The 21,470-nt window shown below is 67.5% G+C and carries 19 protein-coding genes; 11 read left to right on the top strand and 8 right to left on the bottom strand.

Going from position 1 to position 21,470, the window contains the following annotated elements:
• The first annotated feature begins 285 nt into the window (after positions 1–285).
• Together icmF and ACMDW7_RS00310 are read left to right on the top strand one after the other, a co-directional pair.
• On the top strand, positions 286–3,555 hold the full coding sequence (gene icmF / locus ACMDW7_RS00315) for a fused isobutyryl-CoA mutase/GTPase IcmF (protein WP_377304815.1): 3,270 nt from the start codon (positions 286–288) through the stop codon (positions 3,553–3,555).
• 72 nt (positions 3,556–3,627) lie between these two features.
• On the top strand, positions 3,628–4,020 hold the full coding sequence (locus ACMDW7_RS00310) for a cupin (protein WP_377304814.1): 393 nt from the start codon (positions 3,628–3,630) through the stop codon (positions 4,018–4,020).
• Positions 4,021–4,329: 309 nt separating this feature from the next.
• On the opposite strand, the gene ACMDW7_RS00305 is transcribed toward ACMDW7_RS00310, so the two are convergent.
• Positions 4,330–4,881, bottom strand: coding sequence for a YggT family protein (locus ACMDW7_RS00305; RefSeq protein WP_377304812.1), 552 nt, complete (start codon positions 4,879–4,881; stop codon positions 4,330–4,332).
• A 21-nt stretch (positions 4,882–4,902) separates the two neighbouring features.
• Positions 4,903–5,868, bottom strand: coding sequence for a Bug family tripartite tricarboxylate transporter substrate binding protein (locus tag ACMDW7_RS00300; protein ID WP_377304810.1), 966 nt, complete (start codon positions 5,866–5,868; stop codon positions 4,903–4,905).
• A gap of 314 nt (positions 5,869–6,182) precedes the next feature.
• Here ACMDW7_RS00300 and ACMDW7_RS00295 point away from each other — a divergent pair, with 314 nt between their 5' ends.
• Positions 6,183–6,944, top strand: a complete 762-nt coding sequence (locus ACMDW7_RS00295; protein ID WP_414859583.1) for a hypothetical protein — start codon at positions 6,183–6,185, stop codon at positions 6,942–6,944.
• Positions 6,945–7,058: 114 nt separating this feature from the next.
• Here the strand turns inward: ACMDW7_RS00295 and sppA are convergent, their stop codons facing one another.
• The 4 genes from sppA to ACMDW7_RS00275 all read right to left on the bottom strand — a co-directional run bounded on the left by sppA (position 7,059) and on the right by ACMDW7_RS00275 (position 11,292).
• Complete coding sequence (sppA, locus tag ACMDW7_RS00290) at positions 7,059–9,125, bottom strand: signal peptide peptidase SppA (RefSeq protein ID WP_377304806.1); 2,067 nt, start codon at positions 9,123–9,125, stop codon at positions 7,059–7,061.
• A 231-nt stretch (positions 9,126–9,356) separates the two neighbouring features.
• Positions 9,357–10,079, bottom strand: coding sequence for a Bax inhibitor-1 family protein (locus ACMDW7_RS00285; RefSeq protein ID WP_377304804.1), 723 nt, complete (start codon positions 10,077–10,079; stop codon positions 9,357–9,359).
• Between the two features lie 154 nt (positions 10,080–10,233).
• Positions 10,234–10,716, bottom strand: coding sequence for a thiol-disulfide oxidoreductase DCC family protein (locus tag ACMDW7_RS00280; RefSeq protein ID WP_377304802.1), 483 nt, complete (start codon positions 10,714–10,716; stop codon positions 10,234–10,236).
• A 96-nt stretch (positions 10,717–10,812) separates the two neighbouring features.
• Positions 10,813–11,292, bottom strand: a complete 480-nt coding sequence (locus tag ACMDW7_RS00275; protein WP_377305065.1) for a GbsR/MarR family transcriptional regulator — start codon at positions 11,290–11,292, stop codon at positions 10,813–10,815.
• Between the two features lie 420 nt (positions 11,293–11,712).
• Here ACMDW7_RS00275 and ACMDW7_RS00270 point away from each other — a divergent pair, with 420 nt between their 5' ends.
• The 6 genes from ACMDW7_RS00270 (at position 11,713) to ACMDW7_RS00245 (ending at position 17,609) form a co-directional block, all read left to right on the top strand.
• Positions 11,713–12,615 carry an NAD-dependent epimerase/dehydratase family protein gene (locus tag ACMDW7_RS00270; protein ID WP_377304800.1) on the top strand — a complete coding sequence of 301 codons (903 nt, stop codon included), beginning with the start codon at positions 11,713–11,715 and terminating at the stop codon, positions 12,613–12,615.
• Positions 12,612–12,872 carry a YkgJ family cysteine cluster protein gene (locus tag ACMDW7_RS00265; RefSeq protein WP_377304798.1) on the top strand — a complete coding sequence of 87 codons (261 nt, stop codon included), beginning with the start codon at positions 12,612–12,614 and terminating at the stop codon, positions 12,870–12,872. Before ACMDW7_RS00270 ends, ACMDW7_RS00265 begins: the two co-directional genes overlap by 4 nt.
• Before the next feature lie 130 nt (positions 12,873–13,002).
• Positions 13,003–14,307 carry a hypothetical protein gene (locus ACMDW7_RS00260; RefSeq protein ID WP_377304796.1) on the top strand — a complete coding sequence of 435 codons (1,305 nt, stop codon included), beginning with the start codon at positions 13,003–13,005 and terminating at the stop codon, positions 14,305–14,307.
• 35 nt (positions 14,308–14,342) lie between these two features.
• Entirely contained in the window at positions 14,343–15,083 is a 741-nt protein-coding gene (locus tag ACMDW7_RS00255) for a YdcF family protein (protein WP_377304794.1), read from the top strand.
• Positions 15,084–15,197: 114 nt separating this feature from the next.
• Positions 15,198–16,316, top strand: coding sequence for a DUF2855 family protein (locus ACMDW7_RS00250; RefSeq protein ID WP_377304792.1), 1,119 nt, complete (start codon positions 15,198–15,200; stop codon positions 16,314–16,316).
• 132 nt (positions 16,317–16,448) lie between these two features.
• Positions 16,449–17,609 (top strand): serine hydrolase domain-containing protein, encoded by a 1,161-nt coding sequence (locus tag ACMDW7_RS00245; protein ID WP_377304790.1) that lies wholly within the window; start codon positions 16,449–16,451, stop codon positions 17,607–17,609.
• Between the two features lie 48 nt (positions 17,610–17,657).
• Here the strand turns inward: ACMDW7_RS00245 and ACMDW7_RS00240 are convergent, their stop codons facing one another.
• Positions 17,658–18,761, bottom strand: a complete 1,104-nt coding sequence (locus ACMDW7_RS00240) for an alpha/beta hydrolase family protein (RefSeq protein ID WP_377304788.1) — start codon at positions 18,759–18,761, stop codon at positions 17,658–17,660.
• 199 nt (positions 18,762–18,960) lie between these two features.
• Between ACMDW7_RS00240 and ACMDW7_RS00235 the strand changes: the two genes are divergently transcribed.
• Entirely contained in the window at positions 18,961–19,392 is a 432-nt protein-coding gene (locus ACMDW7_RS00235) for a hypothetical protein (RefSeq protein ID WP_377304786.1), read from the top strand.
• Here ACMDW7_RS00235 and ACMDW7_RS00230 read toward each other — a convergent pair.
• Entirely contained in the window at positions 19,387–19,953 is a 567-nt protein-coding gene (locus ACMDW7_RS00230; RefSeq protein WP_377304784.1) for a GNAT family N-acetyltransferase, read from the bottom strand. The two genes, ACMDW7_RS00235 and ACMDW7_RS00230, sit on opposite strands and share 6 nt — an antisense overlap.
• A gap of 93 nt (positions 19,954–20,046) precedes the next feature.
• Between ACMDW7_RS00230 and ACMDW7_RS00225 the strand changes: the two genes are divergently transcribed.
• Complete coding sequence (locus ACMDW7_RS00225; protein ID WP_377304783.1) at positions 20,047–21,468, top strand: alpha/beta fold hydrolase; 1,422 nt, start codon at positions 20,047–20,049, stop codon at positions 21,466–21,468.
• Positions 21,469–21,470 lie beyond the last annotated feature (2 nt).

Raw genomic sequence — 21,470 nt, 5'->3', positions numbered from 1 at the left:
GGAAGACCGAGAACGCACAGGGCTGATTCGCTACTGAATCGTCTCAAACGCAAACAATGTGTCGCCGAGACACCAATGGGCCACCGGCGCATCACATTTACTTGACGTTTACGTAAACGTAAGATCTTCGACTCGCGGGGCAAGGCGTCCGCGCCTCGGTGCACTGCGCCGGCTTGGCGCGCGGGAATGTCCGCGCACGCCGGTCCGCGTGGCGATCTACGCTGACCACACGCTGCCGCCAGCCGCCCGCCTTCACTGAATCTCCGTTCTCATCTGAGTGCCGTCATGACCGATCTGTCCGCCGACGCCAAGGCCTTGGCCAACTATCGCCCCACGCACAAGGTGCGCTTCGTCACCGCCGCGAGCCTGTTCGACGGCCATGACGCCAGCATCAACATCATGCGGCGCATCCTGATGAGCATGGGCGCCGAGGTCATCCACCTGGGCCACAACCGCAGCGTGGACGAAGTGGTCACCGCCGCGCTGCAGGAAGACGCCCAGGGCATCGCCGTCAGCTCGTATCAGGGCGGGCACGTGGAGTACTTCAAGTACATGGTCGAGCTGCTCAAGGCGCGCGGCGGCGGCCATGTGCAGGTGTTCGGCGGCGGCGGCGGCGTGATCGTGCCACCGGAGATCCGCGACCTGGCCAGCCACGGCGTGCGCATCTACAGCCCCGAAGACGGTCAGCGCCTCGGTCTGGCCGGCATGATCGGCGAGATGGTCATGCGCTGCGACTACAACCTGGCCGACAAGGGCACGGTGGCCGCAGCCCAGCTCAGGGGCGACTGGATTGCGCTGGCGCGCGCCATCACCCTGCTGGAGAACGGCGCCATGGCGCCGGCCGAGCGCGATGCACTGCTCGCCACGGCACAGCACATCAAGACGCCGGTGCTCGGCATCACGGGCACGGGCGGCGCGGGCAAGAGCTCGCTGACCGATGAGCTCATCCGCCGCATCCGTCTGGACCAGCATGACGCACTGAACATCGCGGTGATCTCGATCGACCCGAGCCGGCGCAAGAGTGGCGGTGCGCTGCTGGGCGACCGCATCCGCATGAATGCCATCAGCCCGTGGAGCACGGTGCCGCGGGTGTACATGCGTTCGCTCGCGACGCGGGAAGCCGGTTCAGAGATTTCCAAGGCGCTTCCGGACGTGATCGCCGCCTGCAAGGCCACGGGCTTCGACCTCATCATCGTGGAGACCTCGGGCATCGGCCAGGGCGACGCCGCCATCGTGCCGCATGTGGATCTGTCGATGTACGTGATGACGCCGGAGTTCGGCGCGGCCAGCCAGCTCGAGAAGATCGACATGCTGGACTTTGCCGACTTCGTGGCCATCAACAAGTTCGACCGCAAGGGCGCGGCCGATGCCCTGCGCGACGTGGCCAAGCAGGTCCAGCGCAACAAGGAAGCCTGGGCGCAGAGCCCGGACACCATGCCCGTGTTCGGCACCATGGCCAGCCGCTTCAATGACGACGGCGTCACGGCCCTGTACCAGGCCCTGCTGCCGCGCCTGCAGGCGCTTGGCCTGAAGGCAGCCAGCTCGCGCCTGCCGCAGGTGGCCACCCGGCACAGCACCAACCAGACGCCGATCGTGCCGCCTGCGCGCAACCGCTACCTGGCCGAGATTGCCGACACCGTGCGCGGCTACAAGCGCCATGCGCGCGAGCAGGCCCGCCTGGCCCGTGAGCGCCAGCAGCTCAGCGAAACCAAGCGCATGCTCGCAGCCGGCGGCCATGCCGATGTCACTGGCATCGACGCCCTGATCGCCGATCGCGACGCGAAGCTCGGCCATGCCGAGAAGAAGCTGCTGGCCATGTGGCCCGACATGCAGCGCGCCTACAGCGGCGACGAATACGTCGTGAAGATCCGCGACAAGGAAATCCGCACCGCACTCACGCACACCACGCTTTCCGGCAACAAGATCCGCAAGGTGGTGCTGCCGCAGTACGAGGACCACGGCGAACTGCTCAAGTGGCTGCTGCTGGAGAACGTGCCCGGCAGCTTCCCGTACACCGCGGGCGTGTTCGCCTTCAAGCGCGAGGGCGAGGACCCCACGCGCATGTTTGCCGGCGAGGGCGACGCCTTCCGCACCAACCGCCGCTTCAAGCTGCTGTCCGAAGGCATGCCGGCCAAGCGCCTGTCCACGGCCTTCGACTCCGTCACGCTCTATGGCGCCGACCCCGCGCTGCGCCCGGACATCTACGGCAAGGTCGGCAACTCGGGTGTGAGCATCGCCACGCTGGACGACATGAAGGTGCTGTACGGCGGCTTTGACCTGTGCAACCCGAGCACCTCGGTGAGCATGACGATCAACGGCCCGGCGCCCACGATCCTGGCCATGTTCATGAACACCGCCATCGACCAGCAGATCGAGAAGTTCCGCACGGACAACGGCCGCGAGCCCACGATGGATGAAGCCGCCAAGATCCGCGCCTGGACGCTGGAGAACGTGCGCGGCACCGTGCAGGCCGACATCCTGAAGGAAGACCAGGGCCAGAACACCTGCATCTTCTCCACCGAGTTCAGCCTGAAGGTGATGGGCGACATTGCCGAGTACTTCGTGCACCACCGCGTGCGCAACTTCTACTCGGTGAGCATCTCGGGCTATCACATTGCCGAGGCCGGCGCGAACCCGATCAGCCAGCTCGCCTTCACGCTCTCCAACGGCTTCACCTTCGTTGAAGCCTATCTGGCGCGCGGCATGCACATCGACGACTTCGCGCCCAACCTGAGCTTCTTCTTTTCCAACGGCATGGACCCCGAATACACCGTGCTGGGCCGCGTGGCACGCCGCATCTGGGCCGTGGCCATGCGCGAGAAGTACGGCGCGAACGAGCGCAGCCAGAAGCTCAAGTACCACGTGCAGACCAGCGGCCGCTCACTGCATGCGCAGGAGATCGCCTTCAATGACATCCGCACCACGCTGCAGGCGCTGATCGCCATCTACGACAACTGCAACAGCCTGCACACCAACGCCTACGACGAAGCCATCACCACGCCCACCGAGGAGAGCGTGCGCCGCGCCATGGCGATCCAGCTCATCATCAACCGCGAGTGGGGTCTGGCCAAGAACGAGAACCCCAGCCAGGGGGCCTTCATCATCGATGAGCTCACCGAGCTGGTCGAAGAAGCCGTGCTCGCGGAGTTCGAGCGCATCAGCGAGCGCGGCGGCGTGCTCGGCGCCATGGAGACCGGCTATCAGCGCGGCAAGATCCAGGACGAATCGATGCACTACGAGATGCTCAAGCACACCGGCGAGTATCCGATCATCGGCGTGAACACCTTCCGCAACCCGCAGGGCGACGCCATCCCCGAGCAGCTGGAACTCGCCCGCTCCACCGAGGAAGAAAAGCAGAGCCAGCTCAAGCGCCTGGCCGACTTCCATGCGCGCAATGCGGCCGAGGCACCGGCCGTGCTCAAGCGCCTGCAGCAGGCCGTGATGGACAACGGCAATGTGTTCGAGGTGCTGATGGACGCCGTGCGCGTATGCTCGCTGGGCCAGATCACCAGCGCCCTGTTCGAGGTGGGCGGGCAGTACCGGCGCAACATGTAAGGGGCTCGTGCGGTCGCTTCCGCAGCAACCCTTGCCGACCTAAGCTCGCGCTCTGCCCACGGGAGATCGCCCATGACCGCACGCGCCTTGTCCATTCACCCGGTTCACCTGGACGCTGACCGTGGCGCCCATAGCGAACCGGCCTTCGGCGGCATGCCCTGGTATGCCGATTACGTGCAGCGCCACGCGGCCGACGGCGCACGCGGTCGGCTGGTGAGCATGTACCGGTTCGAGGCCAGCTGGGACAGCTGGGAAATGCATCCGGAAGGCAGCGAGGTGGTGGTCTGCACCGAGGGGCGCATGACCCTGCTGCAGGAGACGGCGACGGGCGTGACGCGTATTGAATTGGCGGCCGGCGAGTACGCCATCAACCCGCCGGGCGTCTGGCACACCGCTGACCTGACCGAGCCCGCAACGGCCCTGTTCATCACCGCCGGCTGGGGCACACAGCACCGCGCCCGGTAGAAGAACAGGCTTGGCTCTTTGCGCCCTCGCTCAGCAGGGCTTTCCGCTTGGCTTGGGGTTTCGGCAAGCACCGCTTGCCGCCAAGCCAAGAGTGGGCGCCTCCCAGCGCCCGCCCCGTTGCGGTCTGACTTGGGCTTTCCGCTTGGCTCGGGGTTTCGGCAAGCACCGCTTGCCGCCAAGCCAAGAGTGGGCGCCTGCCAGCGCCCACCCCGTTGCGGTCTGACTTGGGCTTTCCGCTTGTCCCATGCGGCTCTTCAGCCACTTTGGCCTGGAAACGCGCATGAATGCTGGATCTACGTTCTTGAGAGATCAGCCCAGGCGCAGGTTGTTCGCCACGATCAAGCCGATGTTCGCCAGCACGATCAGCACAATCGGCGACAGATCAAAGCCACCTACCGGCGGCAGAAAGCGGCGAATCGGCCGCAGCATCGGGTCCACCAGATTGGCCGCAAAGTAGGCCGCCGGATGATGCGGGTTGGTCCAGCTCATCAGGGCCTGCACGATCAGCACCGCGATCAGCAGGTACAGACTCCAGCGCAGCAGCACGACCAAGGCCACCAGTGGCGTGCCCAGGGCCATCAGTCCGCCCCCGTTCAGCGCACCCACCACCAGCACGGACAACGCCACCATCACCAGCGCAGCCGCATAGGCCAGCAACAGGCTCGCCAGATCCACATTGCCCGTCCGCGGCAGGATCTTGCGCAGCGGCAACACCGCAAAGTCCGTGAGCTTCATCACGAACTGCCCGATCGGATTGCGCATCGGCGCCGCCGTGGCACTGGCCCAGGCGCGCAGCAGCGCGAGGAAGGCCAGCGCGCCGAAGAAGAATTCGATCAGGTACAGAAAGATCTGGGTGAGCATCGCGGTCCCGGGGAAGTCGTCTTACTGCGCCACAAACCCGCTCTTGCGGATGATCTGCGCCCAGCTCTTGCTGTAGGCCGCCTCACGCGTGGCGAGCTGCGCGCCGCTCATGAAGCCCACGGTCAGGCCCATGGCCGTGAGGCGCTCGCGCACCTCGGGCAGGGCAATCACCTTGGCAAGGGCCGCAGACAGGCGATCGAGCTCGGCCTTGGGCGTGCCGGCCGGGGCCCACAGGCCGTAGAAGGGCACGTCATCGAAGCCGGGCACACCCAGCTCCGCGAAGGTGGGCACCTCCGGCAGCACGGCCTGGCGCTCCTTGCCGATCACGGCGACCACGCGCAGCTTGCCGCTCTTGTGGTGTTCGATGAAATCCGGCACCGAACCCGTGCCCGCCGCAATCTGGTTGCCGAGCATGTCGCCGATCATGGGCGCGCTGCCGCGGTAGGGCGCGGCCACCAGGTCGAGCTTGTAGTGCTCTCCCACGGCCTTGACCAGAAACTCCGGTATGCTGGCCGGCGCAGGGGTGCCCACGGCGGACTTGCCGCCCTGCTGGCGCACCCAGCTCACGTAGTCCGCCAGGCTCTTTGCCGGCGTGCCGCCGGACACCGCCAATGCATTGACGAAGGTGGCAAAGCCGGCCACCGGCACAAAGTCCTTGGCCGGATCGAAGCCCGGGTTCTTCATGGTCAGCGGCAGCACCGAGATGGTGTGGTCGTGGCTCAGAAAGAGGGTGGCGCCGTCGGGTGCCGCAGCCTTGAGCGTGGTGGCCGCGATCTGGCCACCTGCCCCAGCGCGGTTCTCCACCACCACCGCGGTGGCGAGCTCGTCCTTGAGCCTGTCCGCCAGCACGCGCGCAATCGCATCCGTGCCGCCGCCGGGCGGAAAGCCCACCAGAATCTTCACGGGTTTGGCGGCCGTCTGCGCGGCCGCGATCGGCGCGATCAAGGCCAGCAGGGCTGCTGCGCAGAGGGATTTGATCGGTGTCATGGGCGCTCCGGAAGTCGTCGGCAAGGCGGGCAACGTGCTGCCCTCACTGTTTGCGAGGATAGCCAAGGCCCGCACGAGTTCGAAGCACGCAGCATGAGGCCGCCGTGCACAATGCGTGACGCCCGCAAGACGACGGCCTGACGATGCCTTTGCCCAGACACCCACCGGAGCGCCCGCGCCGGTTCTCCGACACGACGCCCCTTCCACCGCCCAAGGTCCGCGCGCGAAAGGTGCGGCCACATCGAGCCGCCCGACCGCCACGCCATCAGCCCAACTCGGTGCCGCGCGTGGCGCGCGTGTACCTGGCTTTGATTGTGGCTGTCTGGGTCATTTGGGGTGGCTTGGGGCTGCTATCGGGCACGATTGTGGTGGTGATCGGTCCGCCGATCGTGTTCTGGGGGGCGTCGATGCCGGTGCTGGCCGTGGCGATATTTCTCGGTGCAGCGGCCTGCGCCTTGCATATCGTGGACCACTACGACCGCCGCCCGAACGAGGCGGCCTACAAGCAAGCGCGCCGCGTGCTCTGGGTCTCGGCGGGCGTAATGCTGGCCCTTGCCGTGCTCGTCCTGTTCATCCAGGATCACGTGCCTGCGCTGCGGCGCATGGAAGACCTCGGTGTGGCCAGCCGCGAGCAACTGCTCGCACTGGGTCGGTCGCGCATTCTGTTCGAGGCACTCCAGCCCTGGCGGGAGGCGGCGACATGGCTGCTTGGCATCGGTATTGGATGGAGCCTGCTGGTCGGGCTCGTGCTGCGGCTGACTGACGAGCGCAGCACACAGACCGCCAGGCAGTCGCCCTTGCTGCAGGTTGTGCTCTTCATGACCTGCGGACTACCCATCGCCGCGGGCGCTTCGGTCTTGCTGCTCATCTACGTCGCCTCCGGCGAGCCAGCGCGTGACAGCCTCGCAGGAGATTGGGGGCATCGTGCGTGGATGGGCTTCATCTACACCGGCACGCTCGTCGCAATGGCAGCGACCGCGGTCTGCGCGCACTTGTCAGTGCTCGCACTTCGCCGCTTTTTCGGTCTCGATCTGTCGCGCAAGCCACTGCTCTTTGGTCAATCTGGCCGGAACTGACAGACTACAAAGAATAAAAATCCGGCTTTCCGCTTGCTGGACAAGCGGAAAGCCGGATTTGTCGTGCACACAAAAATCGTCCGAAAACGATTTTTCAACGAGAGCTTCCGCGCGCTACTTGTCGCAGAAGCAGTGCGTCAGCACCACAAAGGGCATGCCGGCGCGGGTGCGCTGCATCAGGTCGTTCACCCACATGAAGTCCTCCACCACGGGTGCGGCAGCCGCGTTCATGCCGGCGGCAGCCAAGGGGGCGTTCTGCACCATGGCTGAGCGCAGGGCTGCAGCGGCCGTGGCGGTGCTGGTATCCACGGCGGCATCGGCCGCTGCGCCGAGGCCGAAGTTCTTCAGGAACTGCTCGAAGGCGCTGGGCGGGGCTTCGACGTAGCGCACGGGCGCATCAGCCTTGAGTTTGGCGCGCTCGCGGGCGCTCTTGAGCGCGTCATCGAAGCTGCCGACGCGGTCCACCAGCTTGCGGTCCAGGGCCTGCTGGCCGGTCCAGACACGGCCCTGGGCGACCTTGTTGAGGTCTTCCACGCTCATCTTGCGGAAGGCGGCCGCCTTGCCGACGAAGTCGCTGTAGAAGTGGTTGATGGCGGTCTGCACCAGGCCCTCGAAACGCGGGTCCAGGCCGCGGCGCAGGTCGTAGGCGCCGGCCAGCCAGGTGGTGGTGTAGCCGCCGGTCTTGATGGAGAGCTTCTCCAGCAGCCCGCCAGCGGTGGGCAGCATGCCGAACACGCCGATCGAGCCGGTGATGGTGGTGGGCTCGGCAATCACTTCGTCCGAGGCCATGCTGATCCAGTAGCCGCCCGATGCGGCCAGGTCGCCCATCGAGACCACGACCGGCTTGCCGGCGGCGCGCGTCAGTTCAAGTTCGCGGCGGATCAGCTCGCTGCCAAAGCCGCTGCCCCCGGGGCTGTCCACACGCAGGACGATGGCCTTGATGCTGTCATCCTCGCGCGCCTTGCGCACGAGTTCTGCCGTGCTGCGTCCGCCAATGCGGCCGGGCGGGGCAAAGCCGTCGCCGATTTCGCCCTCGGCCACGATCACGCCCACGGCATCGCCCCCCTTGGCGGGCTTGACGGTGGAGAGGTACTCGCCAAAGGAGATCTGGCGGAAGGTCTTGGTTTCCTTGTCTTCCACGCCGCGCTCGAGCATGAGGGCGCGCAGTTCATCGCGGGTCTTGAAGCCGTCGATCAGCTTGCCTTCCAGCGCGAGCTTGGCTGGGTCGCCGCCGGCGGCCTTGAGCTGCTCGGGCAGGGCCTCGATGTTCTTGGCAATGCTGCCAGCGGGCAGCTTGCGCGCCTTCTCCACGCCGTCGGTGTAGGCCTTCCAGAGCGCGTCGAACAGATAGGCCTCGGCTTCCAGGCTTTCCTTGCTGGGGCCGTTGGCAAAGTAGGGCTCGGCGGCATTCTTGAAGGTGCCGACCTTGATCACGTTGGCGCTCACGCCCAGGCGGTCGAAGGCGTCTTTGTAATAGGTGCGGTAGCGGCCGAAGCCCTCGATCATCACCATGCCCATGGGGTGCATGTAGACCTCGCTGGCATGCGCCGCGAGGTAGTACTGGCGCTGGTCGTAGCCGCTGGCCCACGCGACGATCTTCTTGCCGCTGGCCTTGAAGCGCTCCATGGCAGCGGCGACTTCGCGCAGCGTGGCCATGCCGGCACCACCGAATTCTTCGGTCAGCAGCACCACGCTGGTGATCTTGTCGTCCTTGGCTGCTTTCTCGAGTACGGCGATTACATCGCGCAGCTGCATCTGGTCGGTGTCCTGACCCTGGGCCTGGCGGGTCACTCGGTCGCGCACGCCGCCGTGCAGTTGTTCGACGATCGGGCCGTCCAGCGCGAGTACCAGTGCGGTCTTGTCCTGCACCTTGACCCCACCGCTCGAGAACAGCGAGATCAACACCACCAGCACGATGGCCAGGAAGATCAGGTTGATGACGGTGCGGCGCGTGCTGTCCACCCAGCCCCAGATGCGCGCGAACCAACCCGGCTTCTTCGGGCCGTCCGGCGGCAGGCTGGGCGGCGTCGGAGGTGTCGGTGGGGCTGGGGGCTGGCCGCCGCCGCGCGCGTCGAACACTCCGCCGGAGGTCCACGACGAAGGACTGGCGGCGGAGGTGTCTACTGCGGGGTCGGCACCGCCGGGTGCTGCGGCAACAGGCGTGGGCGCGGGAGTGAACATGCGGGGGCTCTCCAAGTGAACTGTGGGAGATTAGCCAGCCGCCGCGCGTGCGCCACGTGGTTTTCGATGATCTGCAGCTTGCCGGGCACAAACGCACTGTTTTGCTGATTGGCCTGCGGAAGACACCAGCGAGGTGGCAGCACGATGGCGCGACGCCTGCATGGGGCGGCGCAAATGAAAAGCGCGCCCGAAGGCGCGCCGAACTGGCCAGACAAACGCCCCTTGGGGCGCTCAGTCGCGCGCCAGATCCATGATGAAGCGCAGCACGTACCAGAGCATCAGCGCGATGGACGCGAACAGATGCAGGGCCGCGCCCACCGGCCGGTCGGTCGGGTAGTGGCGCAGGATGTTGTTGGTGTCGTAGAGCACGCAGCCGCCGGCAAACAGCACCATGGCGCCGCTGAAGACGATGCCCAGGGTGAAGCCGAAGATGATGCTGGCCACAATCACGCCCAGCGCCACGATGCCGCCCACCTTCAGGAAGCTGCCCAGAAAGCTGAAGTCGCGCTTGCTGGTGTAGGCCGTGACGGTGAGTGCCACCACCAGGGTCAGCGTGACCAGGGCCGCGGCCCAGATTGAGCCCGGTGCGACCTTGGCCGCAATCGCAAACAGCGGCGCAAACATCAGCGCCTCGGCCACGACGTACAGACCCAGGCCGGCCACCTGCCCGGCGCGCGACTCGATGGTGTCGGCCATGTTCGCGGCCAGCCAGCCCACCACCATGAATCCGCCCAGGTACGCCAGCCACATGTACTTGCTGCCGGCCATGAAATTCACCATGGCCACACCCACGCCCAGGCTACTGAGCACAAACGACAGTACCGCAAAGCTCACGATGGCGATCGACAGCCACTTGTAGGTATCGATCACGAAGCTGGCGCGGCTGATCTGCTGCTGCGCAATCGCGGCGCTCAGGTCCTGGTCCTGTACCGCGTTCTGCATGGCGTCTGACATGCTTTCCCTCCCTCACCTGTGTGTTTGATCCCGGATCGTTGTCCGGTGTGCGGGCGATTCTAGGTAGAAACCCGTGCGCAGGTGCGGTGTTTGCGAATCGCGCATCGCGCGCGACATCCGCTGAACAGGGGACGGCGCGGCGGTGCGCCAGCGCTCAGTCGCGCCGCTCGCAGGCGGCGTTTGAGCAGCTTTGCGCGACCATCGCTTTCGCGCGCTGCCGCACCAGGCGCTGCATCAGCCAGTGCATGAAGTGCTGCGCGCCCAAGGCGGTGAGCCAGTGGCGGTAGCGAGCAATCCAGGGATAGACGCGGTCGAAGACCGGACGCAGGCGCGGATGGCTCCACAGGCGCACCATGGGCGCGAGGTCCGCCGCGGCATAGACCTGCACGAACACGTCCACCCCGCGCAGCCAGCGGCCGGCGGCGTCCTGCGCATGAATGATCTGCATGAGCTGGGCGGGGTCGATGCCGGCGGCGCGCACCGGGGTGGCGTCAAAGTCGGCGGCCGAGCAGTCCACTAGGGCAAAGCGGTTCTGCGCATCCAGCGCCTTCAGACCGTGCATCTCACTGGCGCACAGCGGGCAGGAGCGGTCGTAGTAGACCGTGAGGGGGTAAGCGATGGTGCTAGTCAGGGTCATTTTCGGCCACCATTTCCATGATCAACAATCGTGCCAAAGCTGGCTTTTGACATGCGGAAAGCCGGTATTTGAATCATACAAATACTTCAATTCCGGTCAGTTTTGATTGCGAACGAGCTTCTGCACGGTGGACAGCAGCTTGAGCACCTTTTGCAGCGTTGTGGGGTCGAGACGAAGCATCTCATCGGCCCAGGCCGCCACGGACTCTGTGAGGGCCAGAGTGTCCCGAATGCGCTGTTGCGCCGCAGCCGGCTCCTGGGCGAAGGCGGGGTCCGCCACGCTGTCACGCAGCAGGGCGGCGGTGGGGTCGAACTCGCGGCGCTTGCGCTCGGCCACCACGGTGCGCAGCAGCTCCCAGACGTCGCCACTGGTTTCGAAGTGGTCGCGCCGGTCTCCCATCACGTGCACCACTCGCGCCAGCCGCCAGGCCTGCAGCTCGCGCAGGCTCGTGGACACATTGCTGCGCGCCACGCCCAGGGTGGCCACCAGCTCGTCGGCATTCATCGGCCGGCCCAGGTAATAAAGCAGCGCATGGATCTGCGCCACGGTCCGGTTCACGCCCCAGCGGGTGCCCATTTCGCCCCAATGCAGCACGAAGCGCTGGGCCAGTGGCGACAGGGTGACCGGGCCGTGGCCAGTGTCTGGCAGGTCCGTGCCTGGGCTGGAGGGGGCAGCACTGGGGGCGGAATCAGGGGCCAGCCCTGCCGCGTGGCGCCCCGCAGCCATGCCGCCCGCGGCGTCGCTCTGCGCCTGCTCGAGGCTCAAAATGTGAGTACCTGCTTGCGTGGAATATGCTTCCACATCTGAAGCTGCGCTTTCGGGTACCGCAGCGCCAAGGGTGCTGTTGGGGGTCGGCGTTGTGTTCATGCATCCACCTTACACGATCTCGTCTGAATTTGTTGCCGTAATTTCTGAATTGACAGAAAATTCAGATACATGCTGCAGCGCCCCGATCGTGCCACCGGCGCAGGGGCAGGCAGGAAGGCGAGGCCGATCATGCGGGTACTGGTTCTGGGAGGACGCGGATTCATCGGCCGGCATGTGGTGGCGGCCCTGCTGGCACGCGGGCATCAGGTGGAGATCGGCGGCCGGCGCGCCCGGGTGGCGGGCGAGCTGCCCGTGCACGAACTGGCCTTGCACCGCCGCGTGCAGCCGGCGGACTGGCAGGACGCCCTCCGGGCGGTGGATGCGGTGGTGAATTGCGTGGGCATCCTGCGCGAGCGCTGGGCCCAGACCTATGCCCGCGTGCATTGCGACGCGCCTGCCGCACTCGCAGCAGCCTGCGCGGCGCGGGGCGTGCGGCTTGTCCACGTCTCCGCCCTCGGCCTGAGCGCAGACGCACGCAGTCGCTTCATCCGCAGCAAGTGGGCGGGTGAGCAGGCGATTCGAGCCGCAAACGAACATGCCATCGTCGTGCGCCCCTCGCTGCTGGACGGCGAGGGCGGCTTTGGCGCGCGCTGGATCCGCCGCGTGGCGCAATGGCCGGTGCAGCCGCTGCCGGGCGCCGCGCGCGGCCAGATCGCCGCCCTGCAGGTGAGCGAACTGGGCGAGGTGATTGCGGCGCTGGTGGCGGCGCCCGCCGCGGACTGCCCGCGCGAGGTGGAACTGGGCGGGCCCGAAGCCATGCCCATGGGCAAGCTGCTGCTGCGCCTGCGAGCACACGGCCGCGCGGCGCCGCTGCAGATTGCGTTGCCCTGCTGGATGGCGCGCATCGGCAGCCATGTGTGCGATCTGCTGCACTTTTCACCCTTTTCCTTCGGGCACCTCGAACTGATGAGCCGCGCGAACGTGCCGGCGGTCAATGCCGCGGCGCACTGGCTTGGGCGGGCACCGGCCGCGCTGGGTGCAGCGCCAGCCCCGCCGGCGATCGTGAGCCCTGCACTGAAGGCGGCGCGATGAACTGCCGCCCCGGCTGTGGCGCCTGCTGCATTGCGCCGTCCATCAACACGCCGTTCATCGGCATGCCGCAGGGCAAGCCGGGCGGCGTGCGCTGCGTGCACCTGATGGACGACATGCGTTGCGCCATCTTCGGCCACGCGGAGCGGCCCGCGGCCTGCGGCGGGCTGCAGCCCTCGGCCGAGATGTGCTGCGAGAGCCGCGAGCAGGCCCTGCTCTGGCTGACCCGCATGGAGCAGCTCACGCACCCCGGCCGCTGAACGGCCGCGCGGCGCCAGGCGTCGCACTTCGTTGACAAAGCCCCAAGATCGTTTGCGGGCGAACAAGGTTGCGCGCTACAACCCGCACTTCGGTTGCTGCATTGCAGCGTAATCATTCAGGATCTGTTCGATGTTCAACGTCCGCCACGCGGCTGCTTCTTCACTTGCTGTTCTCGCGCTCTGCACGGCGGTGCTGCCGGTTCTGGGCCAGACGGCGCCGCCCAGCCCCGCGCCCGCAGCCGACGCCACCCGGCCCTTTGCGCTGAGCACGGGCACGGTGCAGGCCGCCATCGGCACCGATCTGCTCTGGCGTGTGCGCGAGCCGGTGGCCGAGCGATTCGCTGCCGCTGGCCGCGATGGCGATGCGGTGACCGTGTTCGCCGAGACCTTGGGCATCCCCTGGCGCGAATTCGCCGAGAACACCGAGCCGCGTGCCGACCACCCCTGGGTGCGCATGCAGCGTGAGCTGGCCGATGCCGCGCGCGCCTCGGGCAAGCCGGTCTCGCTGCAGCTCACGCTGGCCCGCGAGCGCTATGCGCGCGAAGCCGTGCGGGACGGCACGAACATCGAGCTGCGCGAAGTGGGTTCGCGCTGCTTCGACCTGAATCTGGGCACCGAGGCGTCCTATGCGACCGCCTACCCGCGCTACGTCACCTGGATGATGCGCACCTACGCGCCGCGCTGGGTAAATGTTTCTGCCGAGATCAACGGCTACCTGGCCGCCTGCGGCGACGGCCCGGCCTGGCGCGCCCTGGTGGACCTGCAGCGCGCCAGCTACCGTGCAGCCAAGGCCGTGGATGCCAACGCCGTGGTGTACGCGTCCTTCCTGATCGACGAGCTCTACGGCAAGAGCCTCGATGGCTTTGATGCCGCGCACTACGCCGCGCTGAACAATCTCTCGCGCGACCGCTTCGGGCTGGCGATGCAGATCCACGGCCCGCGCGCCACCGATCCGGTGCAGCTGCCGCGCGACTACCTGAGCCGCGTGCGCGACCGCAATCCCAAGGAAGCCCCGCTGCTGGTGGCCGACACCGGCTGGAACTCGCGCGACCTGGCCCTGGGCACGCCCAGCAGCTGCCAGCGAGCCGCCGTGCCCGGCAACGATGCTGCAGCCGCCGCCTATCTGCGCTGGCTGCTCGCGCAGGCCCGCGCCCTGAACGTGGATCTCGTGACCTGGTCCAGCCTGTTCGACGCGGTGCCCGCCGACGTGATGACCAGCTGCTACCCCAGCGCCAGCTGGCCCTTCTACCGGGCCTGCGGCAATGACAGCAACTGCATCTTCATGAACGCCCAGCGCTCGGCCGCCGAGAACGCCCAGGCGGGCGAACTGCGCTTCAAGGCCGAAGGCGCCATGGGCCTGCGCACTTACGAAGGCACGCCCAAAGGCGCGCTGATGCAGGTCTGGCAAGAGGCGCTGCGCCAGCCGCGCCGCTGATCGGGCTGCTCGGTGTGCCCGCCTGAGCTCGCGCCGTGACCGAGACCCTCAACTACGCCCTGCTGGGCACGCTGTTCTGCGGCGCACCGCTCACACTCATGGTGCTGGCCTGGTGGCTGCGCCGCCGCATGCCGCGTCTGGCCGGCGCGGGCTTTGCCGCGGGCGCGTTGACGATCTGGCTGGCGGCCACCCCGGCGGTGGCGTCCCTGTGGATCGGCAGCATCGAAAGCCTCGTCGCGCCGCTGCCGCCGGGTGCGGATCTGTCGGCGGCCCAAGGCATTGTGGTGCTCTCCGGCGGGCGAAGCTTCAACGCGCCGGAGTACGGCGCAGCGCAGCCTGACCGCACCACCTCCGCACGGATGCGCTACGCGGCGCGCCTTGCCCGCAGCAGCGGCTTGCCCGTGATCCCGACGGGCGGCGGACGGGCGACGTACGGGGCGCCGGTGGGCGAACTGATGGCGCAGTCCTTCAAGCAGGACTACGGCGTTGAGGTTGCTGTGGTGGAAGCTGCCGCCGTGGACACGCGCGAAAACGCGCTGCGCACGCGCTCGCTCAAGCCGGAATGGCGCACCGTAGTCGTCGTGACCTCGGCCTTTCACATGCCGCGCTCCGTGCGCGCCTTCGAGGCCGCAGGGTTCACGGTCATTGCGGCACCGACGGACTACCGCGCCGAGCCGATCGACTCGCTGTACGCCTGGATCCCCAACCAGCGCGCCCTGCTGACCACGCAGCTTGCGTTTCAGGAAACTCTGGCGCGCGTGCTGGCGCTGATCTGAGTCTGCCGCCTGTCCAGCAGGCGCCACCGGCCGGCCGCGCGGGCATGGGCAAACACTGGGGTTTGGCGCAACAATCCTTGCAATCAGGTCTGCCGCCTGTCGACAGGAGCCCCGATGCCCGATCGCTCGCTGATCGCCCTGGAGTGCCGCCGCAACAGCCTGCGCGATCTGCGCGCCGTCGAGCACAGCCTGCCGGAGCCGGAGGCGGGCGAAGCCCTGCTGGCCATTGAGCATGTGGGCTTCTCCGCCAACAACGTGAGTTATGCCGCGCGCGGCGAGCAGCTGCACTTCTGGCGCTACTTCCCCGCCCAGGATGCCGACTGGGGCCGGCTGCCCGGCTGGGGGTTTGCCACGGTGCAGACGAGCCGAGCCGCGGGGCTGGATACCGGCGAACGCATCTACGGCTACTTCCCGCTGGCCAGCCACGTGCTCGTGCGCCCCAGCGATCTCAACGCCGGCAGCTTCGTGGATGGCGCGCCGCATCGCGCCGATCTGGAGCCCGTCTACAACCACTATGTGCGCTGTACGGCAGACCGGGACTGGCGCAGCGAGCTTGAACCGCTGCAGGCCCTGCTCAAGCCGCTCGCGCTTCAGGCCTATCTGCTGGACGACTTCCTTGAAGAGGAGCAGCTCTTCGGCGCGCAGCAGGTGCTGTTCTCCAGCCCGAGCAGCAAGAGCGCCTGGATGACGGCCATCCTGCTCGCAGCGCGCGCCCGCACGCGCCAGGGCGTGCGCCTGATCGGCATGACCACCGCCGGGAACCTGGCTCATGTGCGCGACCTGCCCTGCTATGACCAGGTGATCCTGGGTGACCAGGTCGGCACGCTGGCGCGGGTGCCGACGCTGTACCTGGACTTCTCCGGCAGCGCGGCGCAGCGCATCGCCGTGCATGGCTACTTCATCGATCAGCTGGAGTACAGCTGCATCATCGGTGGCGCCCAGCCCGACATGATGGGCAGCGGCCAGTTCACCGCCGGCCTGCCGGGCGCCGTGCCGAACCACTTCCACACCGCGCCGCGCGTGGCCAAGCGTACGCAGGACTGGGGCCTGCCCGAGCTGAGTGCACGCTTCTCCGAGGCCTGGCAGCGTATCCACCAGACCGTGAATCAGGATCGGCGCTGGATGCAGATCGAGGCGGTGCGCGGCGTGTCTCCTGCACTGGCGGCACTCGCCCAGGCGATCGACGGCCGCTTTGATCCGCAGCGCGCCTTCATGATCGGGCTGACTGCATGAGCGGCCCTGCGGCGCGTTCAGGCGTGTTTCAGCACTGAAGCCTTGGGCGTGCCTGCTTACCGCGGCGCGCTTGCCGCAGCACGCCGCGGCGGCAACACTGCGGTGGTTCACCGCCACCCGGAATATTCACTGATGTCTGCTCCTGGATCTCGCCTGCGCGGCATGGCCGCGGTGGGCCTTGCGCTCGCGCTGCTGGCTGCATGCGGTGGCGGCTCTGATGCCCCCGCGCAAGCACCTCCCGCTCCGCCCCCGGCCAATGCATGGCAACCGGTCATCAACGCCATCGACGCGGCCCGTCCCGGATTTGCCAACGGCCTGGCCGTGGAGGTGGCGACCACGCAGGGTGTGGTCTTCAGCTATTCGACTGGATTCGCCAACAGCACAGTCGTGCCGGTGGCCTCGGCCTCCAAGTGGGTGTCGGCCACAGTCATCATGCGGCTCGTCGATCGCGGGCTCATGGACCTGGACGCGCCGCTGCGCACCTGGCTGACGACGCGCGGTGGCGCGCCATGGGCCGGCAACCTGGGCAATGCCACCCTGCGCCAGGCCCTGAGCTTCACCACCGGCATCGACGGTGATCAGGCGAACTCGGATGCCACCGACATCACCCTGGCCGAGGCAGTGTTGCATATCTATGAGGGCCAGCAGGTCGGCGCCGTCACCCCGGGCAGCGTCTTCAGCTACGGCAGCACGCATCTGCGCATTGCGGCGCGGGCCGCCGAAGTGGCCACCGGCAAGCCCTGGGCGCAGATCGTCGCCGATGAACTGACCGGCCCGCTGGGCATGAGCCAGACCGCCGTGGCCGGTGCCGCGTTCCAGAGCAACCCGAACCCGGCCGGCACCATCAACACCACGGGGCTGGACTACATGCGCTTCATGATGCTGCAGCTGCGCCGCGGCCTGGCAGGCAGCACGCGGCTGATCAGCCAGAGCGCCATCGATGAGCAGCGCCGCGAGCAGTGGAGCGCCGGCACCACGATTCGCAACAGCCCGTATCTCACGCAGTCCGGCCGCGACTTCCACTACGGGCTGGGCCTGTGGCGCGAGTGCACGACACCGGCCAACGTGGCCGCTTGCGACGCCGGGCTGCGGGTCTCATCGACCGGCGCGTTCGGCTGGGCGCCGTGGATCGACATGCAGGGCAATCCGGCGGGCAACTACGCCGCCGTGATCATGACGCGGCAGCCGAACAGCGCGGACAACCTGCCCTCGGAAACGCTCAAGGCCCAGCTCGATCCGCTCATCAAGCAGGCGCTTGCAAGCAACCCACCGGTGGTCCGGCCCGTGCCCTGAGTTCTCTGCGCACGCGCCTTGCCACGTGCCTTGGGACTGGCGCGTCGCTCACTCGGCCGCGCGGACGAGCAGGGCGACGGGCGCCCCGGGCGCGGGATTCGCGGCCTGGGCCGCCGAGCCCAGACTGCCGCTCACACGCGCGAACAGCCCACGGTTCTCGGCCAACCAGCGGTCCACGGCCTGCGGATCGCCAGCACGCAGCGTGGCGTCCAGAAAGAGAGTGCTGACCTCGCGCGTGGCGCGCTTGACCACACGGTTGAGTTCTGCGCCCGCCTGATCGGTGCGGTCGGTGAAGATGTTGTGCGTCCCGCCGCGGAACACCGCCAGCAGCTTGCGCGGGCTGCCCGTGGCCTCGAACACGGCCACGCGGTCGGTGGGTTCGCTGCGGTAGCCGGGGATGCGGATCACGTCTTCCGTGCCCGTCACGTGCAGCGTGGGCACCTCAATGCCGCCCAGGATCGGCCGCATGTCCGCCTCGCCATAGAAGGGCGGAGCAGATAGCAGCACAGCGGCCTTGACCCGCGGATCGTGCAGATCGGTCGGCAGGCCCTCGCGCAGCACCCGCGCGCCGGAGACAAGCAGCGCGGTGTTGGCACCGTAGCTGTGGCCGGCCACGGCAATCGCCTCGCTGCGGATGTGCGGCGCAAAGCGCGGCTCTGCGAGCATCTGCGTGATGGCGAATCGGACGTCCAGCGCGCGGTTGGCGGCGTTCAGGTCACTCGCCGCTGCCTGCAGATTGCTCACCAGGCTGAAGACATTGCCGCGCCAGACCTCACGATCGCTGCCTGCGTGCTGCAGATGCAGGCTGGCATAACCCTGCTGCGCCCAGTACTGCCCCAGATGCCGGTAGCCCATGCGTGAGCCGCCCAGACCGTGACTGAACACCACCAGCGGCACGCTGCCTTCCTGTGCCTGCGCGGGCCAGTACAGGCGCGCAGGCACCACGCGCTGGCGGCTTGCGTCCTGCCACTCAAGGTCAATGACCTCGAAGGCTGCAGCGGGTGCGGTGATGGGTGGCGGTGCGGCGGCCGGGTCGGCGGCGTTGGCCTGGGCGCGCGGCGCGCAGGCCCAGAAGCTCAGACCAATCAACGTCGCGCCGAGCATCGCACCGGTCAGCCCAAGGCGCTGCCGCGTAAATGCAAACGTGTTCATGCAGACCTCTGGAGGAGTGTTGTTCTTGAGCGTCGGGGCGTGTGATTTGCCCGATCGAATTTCAATGACCCGCGGCACGGCGGTCAGTTCCTTGCGGCGTGCGTGAAAACCCAAAGCGAGTTCCGTGCCATTGCAAGACTACAGTGCAGACCCACGGCCGTCCTGCGGCGGCCTCACACTCAGGCACTCGAAAACCCTCATGCTGCGCCGCGCCCTGCTCATCGCCTTCGCAACCCTCGGCCTGCTGGCTGCCTGCGGCCGCTCGGACCCTGAAAAGGAGCTGCGCGCCGCGGTGGACAAGATGCAGGCCGCCATCCAGGCCAAGGACGCCAGCGGGTTTCTGGAGCACCTGGCAGACGACTTCACGCGCGAGTCCGGCAACTTCGACAAGAAGGAAGCGCGACGCATCCTGGCCGGCGTCTTTCTCACCAACCAGAACATCAACGTGGTGGCGACGGTGCGCGAAGTCAAGATCGACGGCCAGCGCGCGACCGCGCAGATCGGCGTGCTGGCGACCGGAAGCAGCGGCCTGCTGCCCGAGCGCGGCCAGAGCTGGATCTTCACGACGAACTGGCGGCGCGAGGGCAGCCAGTGGCGCCTGTTCAACGCGGAGTGGAAGGAGGCGCTATAGCGCCCGCACGAAGACCCGGTTCTCGTAGGACTGGTCTTCCCAGACATAGGGCAGCTCGCCCACGTCCTGGTAGCCGATCGCCTTGTAGAAGGCGCGTGCGCGATGGTTCTCGGCCCAGGCGGTCAGCCAGGTGGTGGCCGCGCCCTGGGCCCGACTGCGCTGGTGTGCTGCGTCCATGAGCGCACGGCCGATGCCGCGGCGCTTCTGGTTGGGCTGCACGTACAGGCGCACGATCTCGCAGCCCGCATGCGCTGTGTAGCCTGCAGTGCGCAGCCCCAGATGGAGCTGTGCAAAGCCAAGCAGCAGCGCACCCCGGGTGGCAAGCAGAAACACGGTCTGCGGCTCACGCAGCTGCGCTTCGAAGGCGCTGGTGCTGCACAGGGCAAAGACTTCCCGGGCGAGATCGGCGCGCACGCCGTCATTGGCATAGGTGTCGAGAAAGGTCTGGGTGGCCAGGGCGGCGATGCACAGCGCATCGTCCGCCGTACCGGTGCGGATGCTGAACTCCATGGGCGCAGCGTAGCCGCCAGCCGACTCTGCGGGGTGGCCCCGGCCGTTCATGTCGCTCAATCCGCAGTTCGTGCACGCACCGCCTTGGGGTGCGGCGGGGGCGGCTAGTGTTCAGGCTCCGTTCGTCTGTCTGGAGTTGTCGTCATGACCGCTGACCTCATCGCCGCGCCGCATGCTGCGGCGCGCCCTGCGTTACCCCGATCCTGGCCGGTCTGGGTGGCATCCCTGCTTGCCATGGCGCTGTACCTGGCTGTACCGCGTCCGGCAGCCGCGCAGTCCGATGTCCCTGTGCTGCCGAGAAAAGCCGCGCTGGGCGCGCAGTTGAGCGAGCTGCAGATCGGCGTGCGGATCGATGCCGTGGTGCCCAATCTCACCGCGCAGGCACTCGGCCTGCAGGTGGGCGACGTGATCAACCGCCTGAACGACACAACTGTGCGCACGCCCGCCGAGGTGGCCGCCTGGCTCAGCACGCAAGTGGAAGGTGCGCCCGTACGCGTGACCGGCGAGCGCAACCGCAAGCCCTTGCGACTGAGCGGCACGCTGGCCGGACGAACGCGCGAGGTGTCGACCGACTACCATGTCACCTACGGCCAGGTGAAGAGCGAACGCGGCTGGCTGCGCACCATCGTCACGGCACCGAATGCAGGTGCAGCCCAGAAGCATCCGGCGCTGATGTTCGTGCAGGGTATCGGTCCGGGCACGGTGGACTTTGCGCTCACGGCCGACAACGGCTATGCCAAGGTGATCCAGCCCTTCGCCCGCAGCGGCTACGTCACCATGCGCGTAGACAAGCCGGGCGTGGGCGACAGTGAAGGCGGGCCCTTTGCGGCCGTGGACTTCCAGCAGACCCTGGATGGGTATCGCCAGGCGCTCAAGGCCCTGCTGGCGCGGCCCGACGTGGACCCCGAGCGCGTGTTTCTCTTCGGGCACAGCATGGGCGGCTACTGGGGCCCGCTGCTCGCGCGCGAGTTCAAGCTCAAGGGCATCGTGGTGAGCGGTACGGCATTCCGAACCTGGATCGAATACGACCTTGAGAACACCCGGCGGCAGGGCACGCTGGGCGGTACCACGCCCCTGGACATGCACAACCTGCTGCAGGACAAGGCCCTGCTCAACAGCGCCTGGCTGCTTGAGGGCCTGACGCCGGAGCAGATCGTGGCCCGCTACCCGCGGCTCAAGCAGCTGGTGGCCGAGAGCTTCCGGCCCTCGCCCTCCGGCCCGCAGTACAGCGGGCAGCACGCGCGCTTCTGGCAGCAGGTGGCCGCGCTGAACATGCCCGAAGTCTGGGCCGGCGCCAGCGGCCATGTGCTGGCGCTGTATGGCGCGAGCGACTTCCTCACCGATGCCTCGGACCATGAAATGCTGGTCAGCTGGGTCAACGGCCTGCGGCCCGAGACAGCGCGCTTCGTGCTGCTGGCCAACTCGGACCACGCCTTTCTCGACACGCCCTCGCAGCGCGACAGCCTGCTCCAGTGGGGCCGACCGGGTGGCAAGGTCAACACCAACATCCTGCCGGTGCTCAATGAGTGGGTCACGCCGCTCTCCGGCGTGCCGCTGAAGCTGTAGCG

Source organism: Piscinibacterium candidicorallinum, from assembly GCF_047549485.1.
GTDB classification, from domain to species: domain Bacteria; phylum Pseudomonadota; class Gammaproteobacteria; order Burkholderiales; family Burkholderiaceae_C; genus Piscinibacterium; species Piscinibacterium candidicorallinum.
Note: the sequence above shows the minus strand (reverse complement) of the source record. Positions and strands in the feature narration are given on the sequence as shown.

Bases quoted from the DNA above. Each gene is read 5' to 3' on its own strand.
- icmF (WP_377304815.1), top strand. From the start codon at position 286: ATGACCGATCTGTCCGCCGACGCCAAGGCCTTGGCCAACTATCGCCCC.
- ACMDW7_RS00310 (WP_377304814.1), top strand. From the start codon at position 3,628: ATGACCGCACGCGCCTTGTCCATTCACCCGGTTCACCTGGACGCTGAC.
- ACMDW7_RS00305 (WP_377304812.1), bottom strand. From the start codon at position 4,881: ATGCTCACCCAGATCTTTCTGTACCTGATCGAATTCTTCTTCGGCGCG.
- ACMDW7_RS00300 (WP_377304810.1), bottom strand. From the start codon at position 5,868: ATGACACCGATCAAATCCCTCTGCGCAGCAGCCCTGCTGGCCTTGATC.
- sppA (WP_377304806.1), bottom strand. From the start codon at position 9,125: ATGTTCACTCCCGCGCCCACGCCTGTTGCCGCAGCACCCGGCGGTGCC.
- ACMDW7_RS00285 (WP_377304804.1), bottom strand. From the start codon at position 10,079: ATGTCAGACGCCATGCAGAACGCGGTACAGGACCAGGACCTGAGCGCC.
- ACMDW7_RS00280 (WP_377304802.1), bottom strand. From the start codon at position 10,716: ATGACCCTGACTAGCACCATCGCTTACCCCCTCACGGTCTACTACGAC.
- ACMDW7_RS00275 (WP_377305065.1), bottom strand. From the start codon at position 11,292: ATGGGCACCCGCTGGGGCGTGAACCGGACCGTGGCGCAGATCCATGCG.
- ACMDW7_RS00270 (WP_377304800.1), top strand. From the start codon at position 11,713: ATGCGGGTACTGGTTCTGGGAGGACGCGGATTCATCGGCCGGCATGTG.
- ACMDW7_RS00265 (WP_377304798.1), top strand. From the start codon at position 12,612: ATGAACTGCCGCCCCGGCTGTGGCGCCTGCTGCATTGCGCCGTCCATC.
- ACMDW7_RS00260 (WP_377304796.1), top strand. From the start codon at position 13,003: ATGTTCAACGTCCGCCACGCGGCTGCTTCTTCACTTGCTGTTCTCGCG.
- ACMDW7_RS00250 (WP_377304792.1), top strand. From the start codon at position 15,198: ATGCCCGATCGCTCGCTGATCGCCCTGGAGTGCCGCCGCAACAGCCTG.
- ACMDW7_RS00245 (WP_377304790.1), top strand. From the start codon at position 16,449: ATGTCTGCTCCTGGATCTCGCCTGCGCGGCATGGCCGCGGTGGGCCTT.
- ACMDW7_RS00240 (WP_377304788.1), bottom strand. From the start codon at position 18,761: ATGAACACGTTTGCATTTACGCGGCAGCGCCTTGGGCTGACCGGTGCG.
- ACMDW7_RS00235 (WP_377304786.1), top strand. From the start codon at position 18,961: ATGCTGCGCCGCGCCCTGCTCATCGCCTTCGCAACCCTCGGCCTGCTG.
- ACMDW7_RS00230 (WP_377304784.1), bottom strand. From the start codon at position 19,953: ATGAACGGCCGGGGCCACCCCGCAGAGTCGGCTGGCGGCTACGCTGCG.
- ACMDW7_RS00225 (WP_377304783.1), top strand. From the start codon at position 20,047: ATGACCGCTGACCTCATCGCCGCGCCGCATGCTGCGGCGCGCCCTGCG.